This window comes from Parasediminibacterium schistidii, assembly GCF_046546515.1.
Lineage (GTDB): Bacteria > Bacteroidota > Bacteroidia > Chitinophagales > Chitinophagaceae > Parasediminibacterium.
On sequence record NZ_JBKHKJ010000013.1, the window covers coordinates 86,328 to 113,130 of the forward strand.

Below are 26,803 nucleotides of genomic sequence, written 5' to 3' on the forward strand. Positions count from 1 at the left end.
GGAGGCTTAACCACAAAGCACACAAAATTTTTTCGTAATGGAGCACAAAGCAAGCAATCTTCTAGGCTAAACTTTCCACATGCCCCAACCACCTAAAGGGGGCAAAAAAAGGAGACTATTGTACAGTTCAAGTAGGCTAATTAAAATGGGAAAAGCCGCATTTGGAAAGGGGGAAATTATACTAATGTAAAAAGCAACTTCAACCTTTGCTGAACGTCATGACCTTCAGTGATATTTATTTATTGAAGCCCTCTCTTATGACTTATGACTAAAGCACTACTCCCATCATTTCCCCAACAGCCATCAAGTCATCTACTACCGATTGCGCGATAGGTATCCCCTCTTTCATGCGGATGGCTTCTATTTCCCGTTCAGGGTCGCCTGGAATTAGAACCTTTTCATGCCCTGGGGCGGGTTTAGCCTGCCGGAAGCGTCCAATCCAATTGTCCATGTGCTGTTTAAAATCTTCTGCCGGGCGGAAAGCATCTATGCGCATAGCCCCAAAAAAATGCCCTAGCCCTTCGCCGGGCATGTTAGCTGGCATGGCAATATAGGCAGGGAACGGTGGTGCCCAAGGACCATAGCTTGCCCCGCTTAGCACAGCAGAAAATATATCTACTATGCTGCCCAAGGCATAGCCTTTGTGGCTGCCATGCTCCCTATCGCTGCCTAGGGGCAGCAAAGCACCTTGCTTTTTTAGTGCGTTGGCGTCTGTGGTTGGGTTGCCGTCTTTGTCTTGCACCCAGCCTAGGGGGGTGTCGGCATTTTTGCGTTGCAATATTTCCAGTTTGCCGTTTGCGGCAGTGGTGGTAGCAAAATCGGCTACAAATGGAGGCTGCTTGCCAGCGGGTATAGCCACGGCAATAGGGTTGGTGCCCAGCATTTTTTCTATGCTGAAGGTGGGGGCAACCAATGCGCTTGCATTGGTCATGGCAATGCCTATCATGTCGTGTTCCAACGCCATCATTGCATGGCAGCCTGCAATGCCAAAGTGGTTGCTGTTTTTCACGCTTACCCAGCCCGTGCCTACTTGCTTGGCTTTGTCTATAGCCACTTCCATGGCAAAGGGGGCAACCACCAAGCCTAGCCCTGCATCGCCATCCACAACGGCCGTGGAAGGCGTTTCATGTACTATTTTAATGTTTGGCGTGGTATTGATGCGCTTAGCTTCCCAAAGGCGCAGGTAGCCGCTTAGCCTGGCCACGCCATGGCTATCGATGCCCCTTGCATCGGCAGACAAAAGCGTTTTGGTGGCTGTTGCTGCATCGGTAGCATTGCAGCCCATTTTTATAAAAACAGTGTAGGTAAATGTATATAATTGGTGGTATGGAAACAATCGTTCTTGCATGAGGCAAAATTAACAGGCTTTTGCATGAACCGTTGTTTTAAGTACAAAAAAATCTGGTTACTACCCACCGCCTTTATTACTACAAAGGCACGAAGGCTTGAAGAAGCACTAAAAAGAAAAAGGTTATTTCTTTTTCTTCTTGCTTCAAGACTTTGTGCTTCGTTGTGTCTTTGTGCCTTCGTGGCTAATTGCTTAAAATTACACCTACATAGTAATCTATTTTTTAATCGGCAATGGCTTTATAAAATCCATCTCTTTCAACCAAGCTTCGCACAATGCTTTCCAAATATCTGTTGAGCCGGGGTTGTTGTTCAGCCCAATGGCATGGCCACCTTGTGGAAAAACATGGAAACTGGTGGATATGTTTTTCTCTAGCAATGCCTTATACAAGAGCAGGCTATTAATGGGTGGAACTGTTTTGTCATTAAACGCATCGGCAATGAAACAAGGAGGTGTAGCGGGGGTTACTTGCAGCTCCATTGAATATTTATCGATTATTTGCTGTGAAGGGTTATTGCCTAAAAGATTGTCCTTGCTTCCTTTGTGTGCATAGGCACCCATGCTGATTACCGGGGATACAAGAACCATAAAGTTTGGGCGAAAAGAAACCGTGTCCAACTCGTCTTTTATAGCCGATACATCGTTAGTAATATTACCCATCATTGCCGCCAAATGCCCACCTGCAGAAGAACCCTGCACGCCAATCCTATTCACATTTATGCCCCATTTAGCAGCACTTGCCCTTACAATACGCATGGCCCTTTGGGCATCTTGAATGGGACCAAGTTCCCTTTGCTGCAAGTCAGGCGAAGTGGGCAGGCGATAATTGACCACAAAAGCACTGATACCCATGGTATTGAACCATTTGGCCAATTGGAAACCGCCCAAATTATAGGTTAAGTGATGATAACCGCCACCAGGGAATATGAGCACTGCTGCACCACAATTATCGTCTTTTGATGGCAGGAATACATACATACCGGGGTTTGCTACCTGTATAGCACGGTCATTCACAATGCTATCGTGTATTATTAAACCCTTGGTATTGGGCATTTTCCCACTAGGCCAAAGGGGTATGTATTCTTGTGCATATAAGGATGTAAAAAGCAGGCAATTAATCAAATGGGCAGAAAAGAAATGCTTCATGACGAGTAGTTTAAACGGATGGTTATTACTCACCACATAGGCACATAGCCACATAGTAAGAACCAAAAAGAATATAATATCCTATTATGACTAAAGAGCAACATAGATTATTCATAATGGCTGTTTTTTTGTAAGGTATATCTCATTTAAAACCTATGTTGGACTACTTATAACTATTTGCACTTTTTACCTTACAAATCTATGTGCCTATGTGTCTATGTGGTAAATAGTAAAAGCCGGATTAGAAAGGTTTCCAATCATTAAAAATATTCTGGATGGTGTATTCCTTTGCCTCATCTTCCGTTAATTGTTTGCACCAAGATACACGTTTGTCTGTTGCAGCACCTTCGCCCGTATTTTTATACTCGGCATAATAGGCGGTACCCTCATTTTCTATTTTGTTCCAATTGTGCCAGCCTTCTGGACGGATATGTTTGCCTAATTCACAATTCATGAATACAACCCTTGCATAAGGCCTCCATGGCCTACCCAAATATACTTTCTGTGCTTCCTCATTGGCTATCAGTTTACAATTCATAAACACATACCCAAATTTTTGGTGTTGTGTTGTAGAGGCTGCCGTAACATAAGAATTGGTCAGGGACTTAATGGTGCAATTTTTAAATACGACTGTGGCATTGCCAAAGATAAAATCGGTCGTGCCTTCGATAAAACAATTCGTGTAGTACTGCCTACTGTTGTCATTTGCTGTAAGCAATGTGTCTTGGTTTCCAGTCAAATTACAATCATTTATTACAAAACGGTCGCCATCTACATGCAACGCTACCCCTTGCCCTACCCTACCTGCTCCATTTTTAATGGTTAAGTGTTCAATGGTTATGTCATTGCCACTAATGTGCATGGTATAGGAGTTGAAAGTGGAGAATTTCTTTTTTTCGTTCACGGTGTCTGCATTCATAAATTTTCCGGAATAGTCGTCATTGGTAATAATTACCCCCTCCCTGCTTTCACCTTCAATGGAAATATTGGTAACCGTGGCTGGGATAATAATTTTTTCATGGTAAACACCATTCTTGATATTAATGGTAATATGTTCCGGCGAATAGGCCCTTAGGGCATCTATCGCTTCTTGGATGGTTTTGAAATTGCCTTTGCCATCTTGGGAGACCGTTATTTGCTTAGTAGTATTATCCTTTTTTTGTGCCATTCCTATATTGCTAATAAACAAAAAGGGCAGCAAGGCAACCATGTATTTTAGCATGTATCGGCAAAAATGTGTTGTAGGCATGTTTGTACTATTTTTTGCTCATTGTATAATAGGGTTGCCAACCTTTTGAAGGTTGGCAACCCCTCGACCCGAATTATTGTATTTCCAAGGAATTTTCCAAAGCACCATTGTTAAACTCGGCTTTTTTCTTTGCATTGGCAATATTGGTTTTTATTGTTTTAATATCTTTTGTCCTGTTTCCATTGATACTAAAAAGCTGTTCTGAATTGTTATTATAAACCAACCCATTAAACGATACCTTATTGCTATTCTCAATATAAACGACTGGGTTTGCTTTATCAGCATCCGATTGTATATTGTTGAGGTTTATGTTTTGTGCTTCTATAATCTCAATGCCTTTTTTTGTTTTTAGCACTAAGTTGTTCAGATTGATATTCTTGATGCTCATTTCCGGAAGCCCACGTATAAATACCCCTTTCTCTGCACCATTGCAAATGATATTGTCTATGTAAAAATTTTGGAATTGCGGCGTAGATTCTGTTACGGCTGGTGCTTCTACCACTTCGCCTGGCTTAGGGGGCTTTGTGAAATAGTACATATCGAAATAGATAGCTTCTTGTATGATGTCTTTCATGAAAATATCCTTGCAATATATATTCTCTACCATGCCGCCCCTGCCCCTTGCTGTTTTAAACCGTAAACCTTTATCTGTTCCCATAAAAGAACAGTCGTACACAAAAATATTCCTTGCTCCACCACTCATTTCGCTGCCTATTACAAACCCACCGTGGGCTTTATAAACAGTATTGTTCCTGATTACCACATTTTCTGTTGGGATACCCCTTTTACGTCCTTCTTCGTCTTTTCCGCTTTTGATGCAAATACCATCGTCCCCTACATCAAATATACTGCTTTCTACCAGCACGTTCTTGCAACTTTCGATATCAAGGCCATCGCCATTCTGGGCATAGTCGGGGTTTTTTGCATAAACATTCCTGATGGTAAGGTCCACGCACAACAAGGGATGCAAGCACCAAGCTGGCGAATTTTGGAATGTAAGACCTTCCAATAACACCTTTTTGCAGCTAGTAAATACCAACAAATTAGGGCGTAAGAAATCTTTTATGGCTTCAAAATCCTTCAATGTTTTACCTGCCCCCATCTCGCCTGTTAGTTTTTCGTCACTGGCCTTTTTTATATTTTCATTTGGGTACCAAGTTTTTCCGTTACTGCTTACTACCCCGCCCGACTCTATGCGTTTCTTCCATTCATTTTCTGTAAGCTTGTCTTTGTTTACCATGCGCCAGGCATCGCCATTGCCATCCACAATGCCTTTGCCAGTAATGGCAACATTTACTACATTATCTGCGGACAAAGGCGGTTGATTCCTTGCTTGTTTTTTTCCTTCCCAATTTCCTTCAATTAAAGGATATTGGTTAAAATCGGTTGTAAATTGCAAAATGGATGCACTATTCAGGTGAAGGTTCACGTTGCTTTTCAATACCACAGGCCCAGAAAGCCAATAACCTGCTGGTATCAGCACTACGCCGCCACCACTTTTGTTACAAGCAACAATGGCATCGTTGATACTTTTTGTGTTTAAAGTTATCCCATCGGCCTTGGCACCATAAGAAACGATGTTAAACGTATCTTTTTTGAAATATGGCTCTACTGCTTTGGGCAGTTTATCCCATGAGTATTGTGCGTTTACGCTAGCTGTTGATAGCGTAACCAGGGAGAGCCCTAATAAAATTCTTTTTACCATTATCATAAGTAGTTGTTTTTATTATCTATAAATAATAAGCAGCAAGTCTTAATTGAACTCGCTTTTTTCTGATTTAATTCTTACTGCGGCATTGTTTTATGCCGTTTTGACAGCGTTATCTAGAGCCAGTCTTTACTGTATCGCTCCATCATCGCTCCAAGGTCGCTCCAAGGTAGCTCCGTCATCGTTCCGTTATCGCTCCACCCTCACTTATGACAAACTGTCTCACGTTATTCCTTTAAAAACTTTATTGTTTGCACTTGCTTATCATCAGAAAACGCAAGTAGATATACCCCTTTGGATAAGTTACCAATATTGAAACTTGCTTGTACACTGCCTACTGTGATTGGAAAAGATGCCATAGGTTTACCTTGTATATTCAGTATATTTACTACTGCATTTTGTGTAGCAGTGGGGTATTTTATAATTAGGGCATCTATCACTGGGTTTGGATAAAATGAAAAGCTATTATCCACGTTATTTTCAACCCTTACAATGGCACTATAAGAATACGCACCATCTTTATCTATCATTTTTAGGCGGTAATAGGAAACACCTTCCCCTAGGTTTTTATCAGTGAATGCGTATTGGTTATCAATGCCATTTTTAGCAGTAACGTTATTAATGCTTGCAAAATTTACACCGTCAGACCCTTTTTCTATTTCAAAATCTTTTATGTTGACTTCATTGGTTGTTTTCCATTGAAGTAATGCAGTTGCATCTTTTGCAGTGGCAGAAAAATCTATTAAGGTCAATGGCAGGGGCGCATCTGAGGTAATGCCATTTATGGTTACATTCTGATGAGCCAAGCTTCTGTTTCCTGTAACCGTATTCCAGGCATATATTCTTACAGACAATGTTTGTGAAGGCTGCACTGTTATGGATGTGGGGATGGTTGCAATTTGCTCGCCTGCTAAAGAGGCCGTGTTGGAATTAAGTATTGAGGCTGGTATTGTGGTTGTAGCTGCGTAGGAATTGCCATTGTAGCTACATTTCCCTGCCGGAAAAGATGTTGCAAAGCTATCTAAGGAATAATACACGGACAGCCTTACAGAATTAGCTCCGCCACCCAATGCACTAAAACCAATAGACTTGGTTTTGAATATTTTTCCGGCAGCAGGGGTAACTTTATATTCAGTGTATGAATCAGCATTGTAGCCAACAGGCAGGTAGGATGTGGTAGCCAAGCGTTGCCATCCACCAATACGGCCGAAAACACTGCCATACTGCACACCTGCAACATACGAACCTGTTGTTTGATTGGCAGCAGTGATGCCGCCTGTTACAGTGGCTGTTTGGTCTTTTAGCAAAGGCCAGGTAGCAGTGGCAATATTTGTAGGGATTGGTGTAGGAGATGTAGTGATGCCATTGATGTAATTTTCTAAATTGGTATATCCATTGGCAGCAAATAAGCCCCTATCTGAGGCATCTTTTGGGTTGAGGCCATTGGCAGTTTCCCATGTGTCGGGCATACCATCATGGTCTGTGTCTACAGGTGCAGGGTCTGAATTTAAAGTTGGCCATGCGTTTACCGTTTGCGCGTAAGGGGTAGCATGTTGGTAGCCGCCTTGGCAATCAATCAACCGCCCTATCCTGTTCTGTACATCATTTACTATCCTTTGGTCAAGCGTATCCCTTCTGGGTATGGTTACCCCTGCATATTTCAATACTGTATCATACGCATCAGCAGCCGTATTTGTAAAGGAAGGGATATTGGTTGGGGTATAAGGTGTGTATGCTTTTGCTATTACCGTATCGGCAGCTTTACCCGTAATCATATAGGTTCCAGACCAATTATTGTTGGTGTAAGGGGCGGAACCTTCCATAAAGTTGCCGCTTACATAATAATGGGCATAGCCATTGGCAGCGTTGCTGTCTACATTTAAAATCCTGAACCTAGTACCTGTGCCTGTGGAAGGACCGTGGCGGTAGTAGTTATTTACCACATTGTAATGGCCACCTTCACCACCATAAATGGTGTATAAACCCCAATTGTATATTACATTATTCCTGAAATCTACATTTTCTGTATCCCCAATTGCATACGTACTATTGCCTGCAAAGCGTGGGTTACGGCTTTGGCAATGCGCAAATAAGTTATGGTGGAATGTGCCATGCAAAGAGCCCCATATCCCTCCATAACCATGGTGTTCAAAATCAGCATCGCCTGTTTCAAAATGGTAGGCATAGTTCATGCCCTCGGTTATAAAATTCCATTGCAAAGTCAGGCTATCACCCCTATAAACAGTCAAGGTCTCGTCATCCCCCCATCCTACGGTGCAATGGTCTATAATCACATTGCTAGTAATACCACCAAAAGCATCATCTCCCCCACTTCCATTTAGCGGTAAGCAAGTTGAGGTGGAATCGAAGGGAGCCACGGGTACGCCACAACCAGCTGGTGATGTTTTTAATTGGTTTTTATCGCCCATCCTAAACCGCATATACCTAACAATGATATTATTCCCACTAAGCACTACGGGATAATCTGCCATGCAAATACCATCGCCTGGTGCAGTTTGCCCTGCTATGGTGGTGTTTTTGGGTATGCCTAATTTGGAATTTAAGTGGATAGTGCCTGACACCCTGAAAACTATGGTGCGATAAGGATATTTAGCAATGGATTGGCTGCACGCATAACGCAAACTGCCAACGGCATTGTTATCAGTTAAATTCGTTACTTCAAATACAGTGGTTGGGTTTGCAACTGTGCCACGCCCCCCCGTTGCAAACCTGCCTGCCCCTTCCGCACCGGGGAAAGAGATTTGCTGGGCATTGCCTTGTGTTATTGCGATAGCAAGCAACAACAAAATGGTGAGGCATTTAATAAAAAACTTCGTGTATTGCATTGAGGGGGATTATTTATAAATGCTTTATTATTGATTTAAACTTCCCGAAAGTTTTAAACTTTCGGGAAGTTATCTAGCCACTTTATCTCACATAATTATTTAAGCTACAATCCTTCACCTTCTTCAACCCTTCAATTACGCAAGCTGCGTTTAACTGTGCACCTGTAAGGTTGGTATGGGTGCCATCTCCCGGGAAAAATGTTTTTACTTGGGCTTGCCCCATTTCTTTCCAGTGGCTGGCTATTATACGGTTTAGGTTAATGTAGTAAGCACCATTTTCTTTGGCCATTGCTTCTGCCCATTCGGGATATTCTGCTTCTTTTACTACCTCACCATTTTTCTCCCACCTATACCTTGGCACTAATGAGCAAACGATGGGTGTAGCCCCTTTTGCTTTGGCTTCAGTAATAAATTTCTTCATGTACCAGCCATAGGTATGCACTATTTCCTTCTGGTGTGTTTTGATACTAATGATTTCCCTTGTAGAATCTCCTGTACCTAGCAGTGTCCCTTTTTGTTTAGTGGTATCATCTACGCCTGCATGGTCGTTATGTCCAAACTGCATGATAACATAGTCTCCTGGTTGTAAGGTTTCCAGTATTTTGTCCCACCTGCCATCGTAAATAAAAGTCCTGGTACTGGTGCCTGCTTTTGCATGGTTTCGGATGGCTATTTTATTGGTATCAATATATGGGTACAATAAACTTCCCCATCCCCAAAGTTCATTTCTACCATTGCCATCACTATTTTGAACTGTAGAATCCCCAATTATATACAAGGTTGGTTTCTGTTGCCATTTGATAATGGTGAAAGAGGTTAGGGCAATAAATACTATTGCTAACTTATAACCTTTTATGTATTTGCTTAATTTCATTTTTCTTGAATTTTAATTTGTAGAGACGTTGCATGCAACGTCTCTACAAAAAATATCTGCCCGTCATTATTTTTTTACAAACTTTAGTGTTGATACAGCCCCATTATTGCTATACAATACCATGTTGTAATGGCCACTTGCCAATTTAGAAATATCTATTACAGATTGTGTTTCATTGCTATTGATAGTATATACTGCTGCTATTTTACCATCAGCAGACATTACTTTTAAACTTGCTTTTTCGGCTGAAAATGCACGGGTTACCGTAATTGAATTTACCACTGGGTTAGGGTAAATGCTGAAAACATTGGCCAGCTTTGCATTTATCAAGTTTATCTTGCTGTAGCTGTATTTGCCATCATTGTCTATCAACTTCAAACGATAGTAAGCAACACCTGCCAATGGAGCAACATCATCATAGCCATAGCTATTAGTACCCGCAACATTTTTTGCTTTGATGGTAGCCAATGCTGTATAATTTTTGCTATCGGCACTTCTTTCAACTACAAATGAATGGGTGTTTATTTCATTGCTGGTAGCCCAAGCCAATGATACCAAATTGCTTTTTTGGGCAGCCATGAAGGCAAGTAGTTTTAAAGGCAGCACACCTGCATTGCTCACTACAAAGTTGCCAAAAGAAGTAAAATTGGAATCGCTTGTAAGATATGGGTCTGCCAAAGTACCTGTACCCGTAGCGGTAGTAGATGCAGTACCTACCCAATTGCCACCATCGTACCTGCCTACAAACAAGGAAGCCGTTGGCGAGAAATTGGCAGCCTGGTCGGTAGTACCCCATCCAAAAGTTGCCAATAAATTAGCACCTGTACCATCTGGCGTAATAGACCATTGCTTCGATACAATTTTTGACGCATCGGCAACTGGATTGTCCAATGTGCTTTTTATACCTACGGTAAAATTATCGGCAGTACCACTATTGGTAAGTGTTACGGGGGTGTAACTTGTTGTAGATGTGCCTATTGGAAACAATGTGGCATTTGCTGCAACTGCACGCTTTATAGCACCCGTACCCACCAAAGTAATAAAGCATCCATAAGAGGCAGTGGTGGTTTTAAAAGTATTTACTGCCAATGTTGCATCCAACAAACCACCATTATTTACATTGATTTTTGCAGTACCAGTATTCGTTGTTATATTGGAAATAGTATTTAGGCCTCCTTTTCCCAGAATAACCTTGCCGTTAATATTTAAAGTAGTTACAGAAGCTGTTGACTTAGCATTGCTGGTCGGTACAAAATTCTGCACAGTTGTCTGGGAACTTAAATCCAATATACCGTTAACATTATAGGTAATATTGCCTTGTGGATTGGTATTTAAACTTGCATTTCCATGTATAGTGCCTAAAGGGTTGGTTAGTTTAACTGTTTTGCCAGCATTAATAGTAAAAGTAGTATTCTCGTTGGCATTGTTTGTTGCCGTATTATAATAGCCTGTAAAACATGAATTGTTTGAACCTAAGGAAATATCTTGGTCTACCACTACATTCAATTTGTTTGTATTATTAGGAGCTGGCCTAAGCCTGCTGATACCGGTAGTGCCAGATCCAGTAATAGTAAAATTGCTGCAAGAAGTCCATATCTCCAATATAATCCCATCGCCTGTACCGTTGGCAGACCCAAACACACCATCGTTTTTAAGTACGCTACTCACAGGTGCCACACCTGAACCCACCCTGAATGTCTGCACGCCTGTAACGCCACTACCAGCGGCCAGCCCTATTGAATTTAAAGTAGCCCCTTTCTCTATTGTTACATTCGTGGCACTGCTTAATCCGTTTAACGTAACGGTATGCCCAGACTTAATAGTAACATTGGTGTTGGCTGTTGTACCCAAAGCTACAGCGCTCCATATACCATTAGTGTACTTCTCCCATATAGAATTCCCCCCCACACCCGTCGTAGAAAAGGTAACCGACGGAGCAGTTGTATATCCAGCACCTGCATTGGTAATAGTAACGGCTGTTACTATGCCACCAGTTACAATGGCCGTTCCCGTTGCAGTAATACCACCAGCCGGGGCTGCGGCAAAAGTTACAGTTGGCACGCCAGTATATCCTGTGGGGCTTGATGTTACTGTAACATTTGATACTGCCCCACTTGTGAGGGTAGAAATTGCCGATGCATTGTTTGACCATCCCCCGGAGGCTGCGCTTCTGTAATCGCCATTTATTGGAATTGATATATCTACTTTAATCATCGTATCGCTTAAAGCTTTCTCCAACCCTGTCTTTGTTGCTTGCACCCTATAGAAATAAGCTGTGCCATAAGCAGGAAGTGAATCTGTAAATTGGTACGAAACAGTAGTGTCTGTAATAGTAGTAAATGAAGCAACTGTAGTTGCGGTAGTGCTAAAATTCAAGCTATCTGTACTCCTAAGCAATTGGATAGCAGCACCCTTAACAGGCCAGCACAAATTGAACCTAAACGTGGAACTGCTCGTACTCCTGTTAGTCCTTACATTGCTAAGCGAGAGCCTTGCATCCATTGGTACACATGCAGACGAAAGTGCTGTACATGGATCCCATGTACCAAAAAGGTTGGTATTTACAAAGTAAGGGGCTGCCTGGGTACTGGTGAGTGCTTGTGTCCAGCTTAACCTATGGCTTAAATCCACAGGCGTCCCATTAAAATACATCGTGTTGTATTCTGCATAAGTAATAACCGTTGTATCAGTAGCTGCCGACCAAACTGACCAACGTGCTGGCACTATGTTTTTACCCATCCTGCAATTGAGGAAAACAACATTTGTATGCGAAGGATTAGGCGGAACGCTTTGCACATCATTGCCCCAAGGCCTGCCAAGTGTATAAGCAGTTGTGCCATTATTTTCAGGGAGCAGGCAATTCCTGAATACATACCCATATTTCTGGCCATTAGGCGTATTTGCAGCAGTGAAATAGCCACCTGTTGAGCCATCAAGCCTATCCCTGCAAAATACGACACATGAATCAAATACAACTATTGCATTACCAAAAACAAAATCGGTATTCCCATCCAAATAGCAATTGCTGAAGTACTGCCTGTTTCCCGCTCCATTAGCCAGAATTGTATCTTGCCCACTAATAAACCTACAGTTTTTGAATATTAACCTATCTGCATTTGCTTGGAGTGCCAATGCTTGTGGCCCATCATTTTGCCTGCCATAAGAATTTTCAAGGGTCATATTCATAAGTGCACAATCTGGTGCATTTATGGTCATGGTTGCAAATTGACCCACAACTCCATTCCAAGAAATGATTGTTTCATTAATGCTTTCACCAATAAAATAAAGAAAGGGCTTATTTGAAGGGATAGTTACTTTTTCCCTGTACTTGCCTTTTTTAATAAAGATTTTATAGGGTGTTGTTTGCCCAGATGGTGCAGCATCAATGGCGGCTTGTAAAGTTGTAAAATCCCCACTACCATCTTTTGCAACGGTAACATTGTACTGTGCTTTTGAAGCAAAGCAAACGAACAGCATAAATGCCATAAAAAGTGACAGTGATTTGTTGTATTTTTTTTTCATACGAACTATTTGATTTGTGAAAATTGATTGTTGTACATTAAAGTGTTATAACGACCCCCGTTTAATAATTTGGAATGGATTTTTTATCAAGGCATTTGTTTTTGTCAAAATCAACTCGGCCGCAGTAGTCCCCATTTTTTTAAAATCGGTCGTTACCACTGTTATATCCATCAAGTTTTTCAGTTCGCTTTCATTAAATGAAACAATGCCTATATCCACGCCTAGTTGATAATCTGTTTGTCGAATTTTCTTAATTAATACTACCAAGTCCTCGTCAGCTATTACGATATATACCGAGCCTTTTATTATGTTAATATCCCCTACCTTGGTGGCAAGACTGAATGGTAGTTTGTATTCTTTGCTAAATTGCTTTACCCCATTCACTATTTCAATAGGGTGGTTGCTGTTATCGGGGTAGAGCAGCGTAATGGATGTATATTTAGTCATCAAGCAGTAAACATCCTTTAATGCTGTGAAAATATCCCCGCAAAAATCTTGGTACACCCCTTTGCAAGTAGGGTAGCCTGGCAATATATTATCTAGCAATACCAACTGTTCATTTGGTATGTTATTAAAAATAGCCAGGCAATCATCTTCACTAAACCCTTTTTCAAAATAGGGCATCACAACATAGTAATGATACTTGCTAATATTTTCATCAATAATATTTTTAAGTACTGCCGTTTTGTAATGGTATATCTGCAAGTCTATAACCGCATTGTCTCCCAAGGCTAAAAGAAAACTATCATAAATAATCCTTTTGTGTGAACTAATTTTATTGAAAATAAAAAGGACCTTAATCTTACTTTCTTTGTTGGCAGATACAAAGTATCCTTTGCCAGGCACAGAATCTATATAACCTGTTTTCTTTAGTTGCTTGTATGCTTTTTCAACCGTGCCCCTTGCCACATTGTATTGCTCGTTAAAGGTATTTATAGAAGGCAGCGTTGCTCCATTTTTTAAAATATTGTTGTCTATATGCTCCGTGATTACCTTTGATATTTGAAGGTAAAGCGGCATTTTATCATTAAAATCAATAGGGAAGTCAATAGCCATATCACTAGCCATTGTCACCCTTTTATTTAAAAAAACGGGTTTGTCCAAACGCTTATTTAGCACAACAGGAAGCATAATTTATATGATTAATACCATTTATTATTACTCACCACATAGGCACATAGCCACATAGTTAAGAAACGGGAAAAATGTAATTGTTCTATTAACGTAAAGAGCAACATAGGCTGTTGAAAATGGCTGTTTTTTTGTAAAAATCTATCACACGCTAACCCTATGTTGTACTATTTTATACAATCGTGGCCTTTATTCCTTAAAATCTATGTGCCTATATGGCTATGTGGTGAAATTCCACTTGAGTAGGAACTACTATTTTTTAATAAATGACGATGTTGCCTTATGGCCATTATTGAAGAATGCCAACAAATAAGTGCCTGAGGAGAGGTTGGCCACGTTGATTGCCTCACCAGTGGCATTCTCAGCTGAAGCATGTTGCAACACAACTTTTGAATCAATCGTAAACAATACAACGGACGCATTTTTTCCTGATGCTTCATGGGAAATGTATAGGGTATTGTGAACGGGGTTCACTGTAATTTTCAAGTTACTAACCTGTCTTGCTTTTACTGCCAATACATTGCTATAAGTAAATGAGCCGTCCTTGTCCTCCATTTTCAACCTGTAAAAGCAGAGTGCGTTGCTTGCCGAAAGATGCGTGTCGTGGAAAGCATATTGCCTTTGCCCGCTGGTGGCACCTGCCGCTGCCACGCTGCCGATGGTGGTGAATGAATTGCCATCGGTGCTTTTCTCCACAAGGAATACCGAGGTATTTATTTCATCGGCTGTTGCCCAGTTTAAATCAATTGCTTGTGCATTGGCTATGGCTGTGAATGAGAGCAGCCTCAAAGGCAATGTTGCAGGGTTTACCAAATTATTCAAGTATTCCTCCAGCATCGTGTAGCCACTTGCAGCAACTGTATTGCCATCCGTGGAGTCGTTGGGGTTCAACCCTTTCGCCAGTTCCCAGCTATCGGGCATACCATCGTGGTCTGTATCCATTGGTGCAGCAGCCGTAGTATCATAAGCAGGCCACCCACCTGCAGAATCTTGTGTATCAATCATGCCTAAGTTGCCTTTCCCATAATAAGTACTTGTAGCATTCGTGGCATGTTGGGTAGCCGTTCCAGTAATGGTTTCATTTACCATCCTCTTATCAATTGTATCCCTTTTAGGATATGTATCCCCTGCTCCTGCCAATACCGATTTGTACGCATCCAATGCAGTTTGCATTACGATGGGTTCATTTTGGGTGGGGGCAGTCAATTTAAAAGAATCTATATAAGAAACAGGATAATATTGGAGATGCAAACCCAAAAAGTTGTTGGCCGTTACCGTTGGCACGCCATATACATAGTTTCCATCTAAATAAACCTTGCCTGTAAGCCTTGTTGCCCATGCTGCCTGATAGGCATCGCTGGCATTAATCAATATTTTGCCTTTGTTAGTAGGCGTGGCCGGCCCAGGCTTGTAGTAATTGTTCACGATATTTACTTCTGCCCTCCGCAAAGCAAAGATGGGTTTTCCCGTATCGGCTATTTCTATTTCATTGCCATAACAGCCCAAATCGTTGCCCCAATTATAAACCACATTATTCCGATAGTCAACATAAGCCAATGTATCATGTGTCCTAGAGCCATTGAACCTTATCTCACGGCTATGGTGGTGTGCCAGCAGGTTGTGGTGATAAGAAGCAAATTGCCCGCCCCAAACACCTGCATACCCGTGGCTGCCTTTGCCATTATAGGAAGCATTTAAGCTCTCGCTGATAATGCACCATTGCACAGTGGAATATTTATTGTCGTAAAAAGTGGCCGCTTCTTCCATGGACCAGCTCATAGAGCAATGATCTACTATAAAATTGTTTGAGTTTTCTATATCCAGCCCATACACGGCGGGGTTGTTTGTTTTTGACACATCCCCCGGCCGGAAGTGCATGTAACGGATAATTAAATTGGCGCCATAAATTTTCACCATGCCACGCTTGGTGCAGATACCGTCGCCCGGGGCTGTTTGCCCCGCAAGGGTCATGTTGGAACGTTGGATTTTTATTGGGGTCAACAAATCTATAATGCCACCCACCCTAAAAACAATGGTCAAAGGTTGGCCAGGATAAGCATTGAATGCCTGCCGGAAGCTACCGGGGCCATCGTCTGCCAAAGTGGTTACTTCATACACTTTACCTCCACGCCCACCCTTGGAATATTTGCCATAACCTTCTGCCCCGGGAAAAGCCAATTGCTGTGCATAGGCAAAATTGAAACCAATAGAAAACACTACTATTACCAATACACATTTAAGTATATGCGAACAAAAAGGTTTTAACCTGGAATGAAACTGCATATTTAATGACATAGTAAATGCTTGTATCAATGATTAAATGAAAGGATGTTGCCAAGACCAAGATTAGCCCAGTAATGGCAACACCCTTTTTCTGTTGCAATAACTCCTCTCTATTGTACCTCTATGCCTCCCTGATAAACCTGTTGCTTGCTATCCGTGCTTGTAATGGTTACAGTGTAAGCGCCTTTTGCCAGTTTGCTACTAATGCTTAACCCATGTACCGCACTGCCGCCATTGTGGCTAACCGCTTCTTCATGCACTTTTTGCCCAAGGCTGTTGTAGATGCTTACTGTGTATTTGCCTGCTACAACATTTTCCAGTTTCACGTTTAGCACCTTGCCTACTAGCGGGTTGGGATATAAGGTGTAAGGTGTAAGGCGTAAGGCATAAGGCTTAAGCACAACCACATTGCTGTAAGCCAAGCTGCCGTCTGTGCTTGTTGCCTTTATGCGGTAGTAGCTGGTGGCAGCAGGTGCATTGTCCACATAGCTGTAGCTTGCCGTAGCTGTGTTCTTCGCCGTTGCTGCGCCTATTGCGGTGTATGCTGTGCCGTTGGTTGATTTCTCTACCGTGTAACCTGCTACTTTGTTTTCCCCTATTGTGTTCCAGCTTACTGTGGCTGCACCATCTTTCAATGTAGCAGTAGCAGTGATGCTTTTCACTGCCAATACCGTTGGCTTGAACACGATGCTGAACCTATTTGCATAAGAGGCTTCTACTGTATTGTCTGCTACAAAACTTACCGTGTTTATGCCTGTGTTCAAAGCCGTGTAAGTTTTCGTATAAGCATCATATACGTAAGGCATAAGCTCATTGCTGCTATAGCTTGTGGCATCTACCTGCAATTGGTAGTTGGCTTTGGATACTTGACCTAGTTGTATGCCGATGATGTCTTCCTTCGTTGCAGGAAGCCTGCAGTCTATGCTTAATGCCCTGCCGATGCTGCTTTCCAGTATAAACATATTGTCTGAGCTATTGCTCAATTTAGGTGCATCCTCGTTTACATTGAAACCATTGCTATACCCTCCATTGAAAAGGACATTAGCCAAGTCCATCTTCCTATACTCCACGCCGCCTACCTGCCGCCACAAGCTAAGCTCCATGCCGCTTGTACTGCCAAATACAGCCGTTTTTGTACTGGATATTGCTTTAGCTGACTCTATGAACGTAATGGATGGATTGGGCGTGGTGCCTTTTACATTCTGGATAAAAAAGGCCTGCCCTGCCTGTATATAAGGCCTTAGGCCAGCGGAGCAAGTTACATACGCACCCGTGCTACCCATGGTAGGATCCAAATAGTAGTAGAAACCTGTTATATTATTTTTTGTCAATGCCCCCCAGTCAACTGGGCATACATAAGGGTTGGCAACCATGCTGAATGCGGTGTCGTTCGCGGCATTCAATGCAATGCTACTGTTGTAAACACCATTTGATACGCCAGCAATTGTGTAGGCAACATTGCCAGTAATCAATGTACCGCTTGCACGCAGCCTAGTGTCTGTCTTCATTAGCAAGCCCAGCGGTGTGTTGTCTATAGCTGTGGTGTAGAGATTAAAGCTCCTATCGCCCCTAACCAATAACCTGTACCCTTGGTACGGGTTCAGGGATATATACGTATTGGGAATGGTGGCCCATACCCCTGCGGTATAAGTGTATGCTGTTTTTGCTGCACTAAGGCTGCTATCAAAACCAGAACCACTGTTTACCCTGTTTGGCGTACTGGTGGTGTTGCCGCTAGCGTCTTTGTTTCCACCAGTGATGAACATGCCATAGCCGTTATTGGCATAGCTACCATTTTCCTGCCATTGGTTGTAAATGGTATTGCTTGCAATATAAACACCTGGTGCAATGTCCCGGTAGCTGCGGTAGCCTTTGGGTATATACCTTTCAACGCTTGCCGTGCCGCTGATGCTGCCACTGTTGCCACTTGCGCCAACAGGGCCTAGTATGCCGCTGCTGGCGATGCTGTTAGACTTGAACACAACATTGCTGTTGGTTGCCAATTGACCGCTTTGCAGGGTAAGCACGCCTGTGATGTTCAGCTTGTTGCTACCGCTGCTTACAGTGGCACCAAGGCTGTTGTTGACAGTGAAGTTATTTACTGTGCCTATGCCAGTGATGGATTGAGCGGCAGTAGTGCCTGCCAAAACAATAGTACCGCCAATTATAGTGCCATTATTGGTAAACGGCGTGCCTGTAACCGTGATGATACCTGTATTGTCGGACGGTAGGCTTAACGTAGTACCACTATTAACCGTAACTACTATATTACCAAGCGTAGTAACAATGCCTGTGGTAGTTGTATTAGTTGCCGTGTTGGTAAACGTTTGCGTGCCTGCTTTTTGGAATACAATGGCAATGCTATCTGTTGCAACAGTGGCGCTTGTAAGCGTGCCTGCATTGCTAAAATTTCCGCCTAGCATGTTGATAGTGCAAGATGAACCGCCGCCGCCATTGTTGAATTTGAATGTGCTGCCAGCACCAACGGAGAAGTTGCCGCCAACATTACAAATAGCATATCCTTTTCCTGTGCTACCATTAGTTGTAACGATTGAACTACCACTAATTGTAAGGTTGCCGTCAACAGTAAGCGTGTTTGAAGTATTGTTTCCCATGCCAAAAAACCTTAAAATACCAGAAGAACCCGTACCAGTTATTGACAAATTGCCTAATATATGTGAATTGTTTAAAATTGGGCCTGCACTAAGCGTTGTTTGTGAAAGGCAACTCCAGGTAATGTTATTATAGGTATTTGTTGGTGTACCACCAAAAGAAGGTCCTGTTGATGTTATACCAGAAACCAATAGTGTGGACCCTGTACCCCATGTAGCATAAGGTACTGTGCCGCCATTTACATTATGTTCGTATGTGCTGCCCGTGCCAAATACCGTCATCGCACCAAAAGCAGCATTGGCCACTGTGCCATAATTTTTCAGGTAACCATTCACTGTCAAGGTAGCAGCAGCATTGCTTACATTCAATGAGTCGTTCGCCGAAACAATGCAAGTGCCCGCTGAACCAATAGTAAGCATGCCTTTGGGTGAGATAATAACTGCTCCCGTACCTCCAGTGCCTGCACCAATGGTCAATGTTGCATTGCCAATGGTTAGCGCGGCATTGTTGGTGCTGTCGCCAATTACCAATTTGCTGTTTGTGCCAGACAAAGTAATGCTGCTACCCAAGCTATTTAACGTACCATTTTTCAGGTTGAAGGTTGCATTTGAACCTGTAAAATTAATGGGGTGCACGCCTGTGCCAAGTGGGTCATCGCCCCAGTTATTTACATTGGATATGTCAGTATTAGAGACATTGTAGTAAATCGGGTTGGTAATTATTTGCGTGCCTTGTGCCAAAACTGAACCTGTTGCATTTATATTCAATGAGAATACCACATTACTGGTAGCAAGCGCATTGGCAGTAAGTGTATGCCCAAGCACGGCACTGTTGGAAACATCGGCAGTTACCCAGAAATAACCTTTTGCGCCACTGGCTATCGTTTGTGTAAACGATGAGAATGTGATAGGGCTTGATGCTAAGAAAGTAGTTACCGTAGCCAAGAGGGTTGACGTATTAAACGAAGTACCTGTGGTATAGTACAATTTATAATTATTCAAATCACTAGTTACAAGCCCTGCACCTGCCGTTATTGGCACGCTTACGCTTGTAAGGGTGGCACTACTTGTGCTTGCGGCAATAGAGAAATTGGTAATGATATTGTTGCTAAAGCCTGGGAATATATTGCCAGCGGTTGCAGGGGTAACCAAGGCCAAGACAACCGATGATGTAGCCGAAACGGTAATGCTGCCTGTTTTAGAAGCTGCTGGGCTCCCATCGGTCAATACAGTATATCCATAAGTGCCAAATGCTGTAGCGGTACCTGACATAGTAACCGTATTGTTCACGTTATCTATTACCACTGAAATACCAGTTGGCGCTGTGCTGCTGTTGGCAGTACCAGTCCAGCTTACAGTTGCCGTTGTGGCAGAACCTGCCCACTCATAAACGATGGTTGTTATTGCCGTGCTAGTGTTTGCAAGTTGCGCATCCGTGCCAGCAACACTTGCCAAAGACAAAGTAGCTGCGCTAGGCGGCCCAACTGTGAATGTTGATGGGCTTGTGATGGCAACACCGCTTATATTGGTTGCATAATTAGGCGAGCTGCCTGTGGTGCCAGTGCCATCTATTGCAGTACCCCATGAACCAGCCACTAGGCTATATACCATGCCCGACCTTTGTGCCGTGGCAACTGCATCGGTCGTGCTGTTCCAAATAAAATCGATACCGGTAGATGATGAAGTAACCCCGCCAATAACCCACATGGCTTTTAAGCTATTAGTTAAAGCAGGCGAAATAGCTGCTGCCCTTACAGTTGGGGTTTCGGCAGCAGGGGTAATACGCACTGCGTTATAGCTGCTACCGTTGAACCCAACCGGGAAGGTGTAAGCAGTGCTGTAAGCAGCCGTTGACGTTACATAGCCTGTGCTGTTAGTTGCTATATGGTTACTGGCACCCAATGTACCTGCAACTGCATGGGAAACAGCCAATGCCAGGTTGTTGCTGCCCAAAGTAAGGCTGCTTGCCAACGATAATGTGCCATTTACTGAGGCAGAAGAACCCAGTGCAACACCGTTTGTTGTGCTTACTGTTAAGTTGTTCAATACAGAACTACTAGAAGGTATTTCAGTACCTGTTGTGATGCCAGAGCCATTTTGTGCATATACTACGTTTACTGTGCTACCAAAGGTTGGTGTGCCTGAAAGGCTGCCAGCAGAACGGGAAATGGTAGCACCGTTGGCCAAATTAAGCGTTTGACCACCTAAAGTAAGTGTACCTGATGTTAAGTTTAAAGCACTAGAAACAGCTGTTGTGCCACTTAATGAAACGCCAGCACTGTTGCTGATGGTGATATTGGCAGCATTGGTTAAGGAAGCACCTGTAACCTGTGCGGCAATGCCATTAAATATATAATTGGCTGTAGAACTAAGCGATGGGGATGCAACAGCAATACTTCCATTTACACCGCCTGTATGTGCAGTTTGAAGGGTTGCACCACCACTTAATACAAATGCTATGTTTGATGGGAACGAAGAAGTACCCATGTCAAGGGTGCTGCCCGAGCTTACATTAACCGTGGTAGCAGCTAACGTAGCAGAAACAGTACCAGTATTAGAGAAAGTTTGTAGAGTGCCCCCATTGAAATTTAGCACATACACATCGCTGGCATTAGTAGCAGATGTAATGGTTCCTTGATTGCTTAGGCTACCCATTAAAATAAGGCTATCCGTATGCCCATTAGCAGCTGTAACTGAATGGAAAGAATAAGTAGAACCTGTGCCAATAGTAAGGTTACCCTTGATAGTGGTACTGATGCTAACACCAGCAGTAATGCTGGTTGAAGAAGTAGTAGTTAAAACAGAACTGCCAGAAACGGCAGACAGGTTTACATTACCATTGATGGTATACCTAACTGGAAGTGTTGAAAGGCCATCAGTTAAGCCTACGGAACCAGATCCTGTAGATGATATGTTTATGCTACCACCAATGGTTATTGCCGCATTCCGCCAAGTCATGTTTTCATTGGCTGTCTGTCCAGGGCAATACCAATTGATATTGTAAAAATTCTGGTTCATGTTCCCTACATTGGTAGTTGTCATGCCCGTAACATATATTGTAGAATTTGTATTCCAAGTGCCAAGAGGCAGATTGGTGCCATTTACATTGTGCTGGTACGTACCGTTCACAATAAATTTAGCAGCAGTGGTACTATCCCTAACAGTGCCACTGTTTACAAGCGTGCCGTTGATGGTTAGTGTGCCACCGTTGGAGATATTCAATGTATCTGCATTGATAGTCAATGTTGCACCAGTATTGATGGTAAGCCCCGCGGTTGACAAAATTTTCAAGGTAGTACCACTACCAGCGAATGTAGTGGTTGACCCTAACGTGTTTACAGTACCTTTATACACATTATAGGTTACATTGGGGTTGGTAAAGTTGGCTGGGTGCGTGCCCGAGCCAGTAGCGGAATCTGTACCCCAACTGCTCAAGCTAGAAATATCACTGTTATTAACATTATAATAAGTTGGGTAAATAATTGTTTGTGTACCCCCTGCTGCTACAGTGCCAGAACCGCTTACAGCTACTGAAAAACCAAGGTTGCTAGCTGAAAGCGCATTGACACTTAATGTATGGCTAGCAGTTGCAGCAGCAGCAATGTCTGTTGTTACCCAGAAATAACCAGTTGCCCCACTGCTGATTGTTTGTGAGAAAGAAGTGAAACTGATAGGGCTTGTGGCCAAATTACTGGTAAAAGTTGACAACAATGTTGGCGATGTGAAAGTGCTGCCTGTTGTATAGTATAATTTATAGTTTGTTATATCTCCAGAAACAAACCCACTTGTTGTAATTGGCAAACTTACAGAGGTTAAAGTAGCAGATATAGTATTAACAGCCAATGAGAAATTGGCTATTGTGTCTGTTGCCCCACTGAACACATTGGCATTGCCATAAGCACTAATTGCTGCAATAGCAACATTTGCTACTGGGTTTACCGTTAGTGTGCCCGTTAAGTTAACGGCAGGTGAACCGCCTATAGTGGTTACCGTATAGCCATAAGTACCTGCTGCTGTTGCAGTTCCAGAAATAGTAACGCTGCCACTGGTATTTACTGTAATGCCAGTTGGTGCAGTAGTACTATTAGCTGTACCTGTCCAGGTAACTGCTGCACCAGTTGCCGCACCGCCCCATGAATAAGTAATATTGGTAATTGCTGTAAGTGTATTTACTGTTTGTGTGTTTGTACCCGCTGTACTGGTTAGGCTAAGTGTAGGTGTAGAATTAGGCCCTATCCCAAATGTAGTCGGGTTAGCTATAACAACACCAGTAAGTGATGTGGAATATGCAGGCGAAGAGCCGCTTGTACTGCTAGCTGTAATTGCACTCCATACACCACCAGACAAGCTATACAAAATCATTCCTGCCTGGAATGTGCCCGTAATATCGGTTGTACTGTTCCAAGGGAAAGCCAATATTGTAGCCGAAGAAGTTACGCCGCCAACTGTCCACATTGCTTTTGAGCTAACAGTGGCAGATAATGTAGGTGTAATGGACTTGGCAATAACAGTTGGGTTTTGACTGCTTGGGGTAACCGTTAATGGATTGTAATTGGTAGCATCATAACCAACAGGGAATGTATATGCGGTGCTAAAATTTGCCGTGCCTGTTACATAGCCAGTACTTCCTGTTACAATATGGTTGCTTGCACCAGGTGTTCCTGCAACTGCATTAGAAGTATTCAAAGCCAAGTTATTGACTCCTAAAGACAAGTTACCACTTGTAAGTGTTAGCGTACCTGTAACTGTTGCTGCAGCATTTAGTGTAACGCCATTAGCATTCGCTATGCTAAGATTTGTAACACTGCTTGGCAACTCATTTGCTGTAGTTGTTATTGCCGATGAAGTTGAAAAATAGATACTTGCCCCACTCGCAACACCACTAGAAGTTACGGCATTATTCAGTGTAACACTATTCGGCGTAACAGCAGTTACTGTTGTGCTTGCTGGTATATTTGTTCCAGAAACTACTTGACCAACTGCAACACCAAATGTGTTGGCAAAATAAAGTGTATTGCCATTAAAATTAATAGCTGCGCCACTTGAAATACCCGTAGAAGCTACTGGTGAAGACAGACCAACCGTAGTAGCAGAAACAGAAGTAACGGTTGTACCTGATGCTATGTTTGTTCCAACAACTGTTTGGCCAATAGCTACACCAGTTGTACTAACCATTGACAAAGATGTACCCCCAAAAGTAATAGTTGCCCCACTTGCTACTGTTGCACTTACTGTTTCTGATAAAAAAACTGATGTTGCCGTAACACCAACAACAAAAGCACTTTGTGGTATGCCTGTGCCTGAAACGGATTGCCCTATAGCAACACCTGTTGTTCCACTAGAGAATGCCAAACCCGTTCCAGCAGCTATAATAGCATTTGCAGTAGTAACAGTACTTGCCGTGATTGGTGCAGACAATGTAATTGTACCACTTGTAAGGGACAACACAGTTGTTCCAGATTGTATGCCAGTACCAGTAATGATATCACCTACATTAACCCCTGTAGTGCTAGCAAAATTTATAATATTATTGCCAAATACGATGGTGGCCCCCGATGCAACGGTTCCTATTAAATTTTGTGATAAAGTAACCACGCCAGTACTTGTGTTAACACTTGACACGGTAGTACCTAGAGGTATATTAGCACCCCAAACGGCACTACCTGTAGTATAGCCATTGATAGTAGTAGCATTGGCAGTAGAGAATGTAATGGTGTTAATAGCTGCAGTAGAAAATGTAATTGACTGCCCAATAGCAACTGCCCCTGATGTAGCTTGGGATAATGTAACTACCGTAGATGTAGGTGTACCCGAAACCGTAGTACCAGGAGCAATATTTGTACCCGTAACAACCATTCCATTAGTAATACCAGTAGTAGTCCCAAAAGTCAAAGTGGTGCCACCACTAGAAGTTGCTGTAGCTATATTTGAAAAAACAAAAGTATTTGCGGCAAACGTAGCCAATCCTGCAACATAAGTGGTAACAGAGCTGGCCGTTAAAGAAACACTTGTAGCCGTTGCCGCACTTGTAGTTAATGAAGTAGCTGTGGTTGCCGCACTTGTGTTAATTGAAGACGCAACTGTAGTTGTTGCTGCATTTGTAACTAATTTTTGTCCGTAGCCAATAGATTTAGTAGCTCCAAATGTAGGTGCTGCAGACAAGGTTCCACCCAATCGGTTAACAATTGCGCTAGTACCCATGGTTAAATTACTACCAATAGTAAAATTACCTGCTGCTAATGACAATATACCATTTACAGTTGTGGCAGAAGACAATGTAAGCCCCGCGCTATTCCTGATGGTTAAATTATTTACAGTAGCTGGCATGTAAGCACCAGTAACTGCCGAAGCTGCAGAACCAGTAAATTCATAATTTGCCGATGTGCTAAATGTAGGAACTGGGGAGATTATATTTACTGCACCATTTATTCCAGCTGCCAAAGAAGTTTTCAAGGTTGCCCCACTTGCTAATGTAAATGGATTACTTGTTCCGCTCACAACAAAAGCACCACAATCCAATGCACCTGTTACAGTATAAGTAGTAAAGGGTGTTGATGTAAAGCCAGCCATATTTGAAGCCAAAGTATAATTACCAGAAATATTTACATTGGTTGCCCTCATTGTATTTAAAAAAGTACCGCCAGTTCCCAAATCAATGTTACCACTACCCGTAAGGTTTAACGTTTCAACCGAAACAGGCGTACCTCCACTTTGACCAGACCCTAAAGATCCGCTTACACTTCCTCCAATAGAAAAAATGCAGGTATTGCCAGCCGTATTCTCATGTTGAAATTGAGTATTAGCAATAGGGTTACAATAAAAATTGCCACCAACAACCAATGTATTGGTAGTGCCAGAATTAGCTACTGGACCGCCAAAAAGTTTGATTTTAGAGTTAGCACCCCCAGTTGACAAAATACTTACATTGCCAGCAAAAGTTAATGTTCCAGCACTAGCACTATTTGTAAAAAAAGTAGCTAGGCTAGTGCTTGCAAAATTATAGAACCCAGTTGTTGGTACATTATAAATTAAATTGCCATAGGTTGCCCCTAGTGTAAAAAAACTAGCATTTGAGGTTACCCCATCTATTACAATGGTAGAGTTGGCATCCCATGTTACATTGGTGGAGGGTATACAAGGGGAGGGGGAATTACCAAAAAGCACATTATACTCACAAATAGATCCACTTGCCATAGTAAGGTTACCAGTAACTGTAAACTGGCCAGTGCCCCTTAAATGTAACACCCCATAGAATGTAATTGTCGAATTTACAGTTAGTGCATAGCTGCCTGTCATCGTTATCACATCAGTAACTAATCCTTGAGGCGCAGTGGAGGCCGCAGCATAAGTTGCGCTGTCCGTACTTACCAGCCAACCAGAGGCACTACTTGTTGTAACGTTGGTAGTTGCTTTGTAATAATTTGTTGCCGATGCAGTAGTGGGCAAACTACTTATAGCTGCCACTAAAATCAATGAAAGCATTTTAAGCCATGCAAAACGTTGTTTTGCATCACGCATTTCCTCTTTTCGATTGCTTTTGCCTATAAAGGTAAAAATAGCAGGCAACAGGCTCATTTCCTTTTTCATATAGCTGTTAAAATTGTTTACGAAAGTGAATGGATTGATGCAGGCAGGCAGCATCGAGAAGTGTACTTTTTTGTTCATGTGGCAATCGTTTAATTAAAATTTACAAATGGCAAACCAAAAGCCCCCGTCCATGGCATGTGGAGCAAGGCAAAATTGTAGGTGCAAATTTTTTCTTTTGAACGAACAATTGAGGTGTCAAAACTAGCTTTTGGTATATGTAGAAGGGTTCATTAATTGGTCTTTTAGGTTCAAAAAATGACTTTTTGAGGCTAAATGGTTGTTTTTCTTGCCACTGAGGCTATTTGTTCGGGAGTTAAACGGAAGTTGTTCGGGAGTTGAACGGGGACTTTGGGACTTGTGGGATCTAGGCAAAAAATCTCTATAACAACAGGTGCCGCCTGTAGGGACGTATTGCATTCGCTCTAGTAAATGGCTTGGCGGGATCCTCAATATGCTGGGCAATATGTTTTAGCACAGGGCATGTCGCCCAGCAGAAA

10 protein-coding genes are annotated in these 26,803 nt (G+C 42.5%); all 10 read right to left on the reverse strand.

What is annotated here, in order from left to right:
• Positions 1-268: 268 nt before the first annotated feature.
• Complete coding sequence (locus ACHFIY_RS09485; RefSeq protein WP_410845844.1) at positions 269-1,348, reverse strand: Ldh family oxidoreductase; 1,080 nt, start codon at positions 1,346-1,348, stop codon at positions 269-271.
• Positions 1,349-1,564: 216 nt separating this feature from the next.
• Positions 1,565-2,494 (reverse strand): alpha/beta hydrolase, encoded by a 930-nt coding sequence (locus tag ACHFIY_RS09490; protein WP_410845845.1) that lies wholly within the window; start codon positions 2,492-2,494, stop codon positions 1,565-1,567.
• Positions 2,495-2,735: 241 nt separating this feature from the next.
• Positions 2,736-3,743, reverse strand: a complete 1,008-nt coding sequence (locus ACHFIY_RS09495; RefSeq protein ID WP_410845846.1) for a pectinesterase family protein — start codon at positions 3,741-3,743, stop codon at positions 2,736-2,738.
• 73 nt (positions 3,744-3,816) lie between these two features.
• Entirely contained in the window at positions 3,817-5,448 is a 1,632-nt protein-coding gene (locus ACHFIY_RS09500; protein WP_410845847.1) for a glycoside hydrolase family 28 protein, read from the reverse strand.
• A 230-nt stretch (positions 5,449-5,678) separates the two neighbouring features.
• Positions 5,679-8,297 (reverse strand): T9SS type A sorting domain-containing protein, encoded by a 2,619-nt coding sequence (locus ACHFIY_RS09505; protein ID WP_410845848.1) that lies wholly within the window; start codon positions 8,295-8,297, stop codon positions 5,679-5,681.
• A gap of 82 nt (positions 8,298-8,379) precedes the next feature.
• Complete coding sequence (locus ACHFIY_RS09510; RefSeq protein ID WP_410845849.1) at positions 8,380-9,171, reverse strand: rhamnogalacturonan acetylesterase; 792 nt, start codon at positions 9,169-9,171, stop codon at positions 8,380-8,382.
• A 66-nt stretch (positions 9,172-9,237) separates the two neighbouring features.
• Positions 9,238-12,693: a pectinesterase family protein gene (locus ACHFIY_RS09515; RefSeq protein ID WP_410845850.1), complete on the reverse strand. Its 3,456-nt coding sequence runs from the start codon at positions 12,691-12,693 to the stop codon at positions 9,238-9,240.
• A 45-nt stretch (positions 12,694-12,738) separates the two neighbouring features.
• Positions 12,739-13,761, reverse strand: coding sequence for a GntR family transcriptional regulator (locus tag ACHFIY_RS09520; RefSeq protein ID WP_410845851.1), 1,023 nt, complete (start codon positions 13,759-13,761; stop codon positions 12,739-12,741).
• A 315-nt stretch (positions 13,762-14,076) separates the two neighbouring features.
• Positions 14,077-16,119, reverse strand: a complete 2,043-nt coding sequence (locus ACHFIY_RS09525; protein ID WP_410845852.1) for a T9SS type A sorting domain-containing protein — start codon at positions 16,117-16,119, stop codon at positions 14,077-14,079.
• 98 nt (positions 16,120-16,217) lie between these two features.
• Positions 16,218-26,384 (reverse strand): T9SS type A sorting domain-containing protein, encoded by a 10,167-nt coding sequence (locus tag ACHFIY_RS09530; protein WP_410845853.1) that lies wholly within the window; start codon positions 26,382-26,384, stop codon positions 16,218-16,220.
• Positions 26,385-26,803 lie beyond the last annotated feature (419 nt).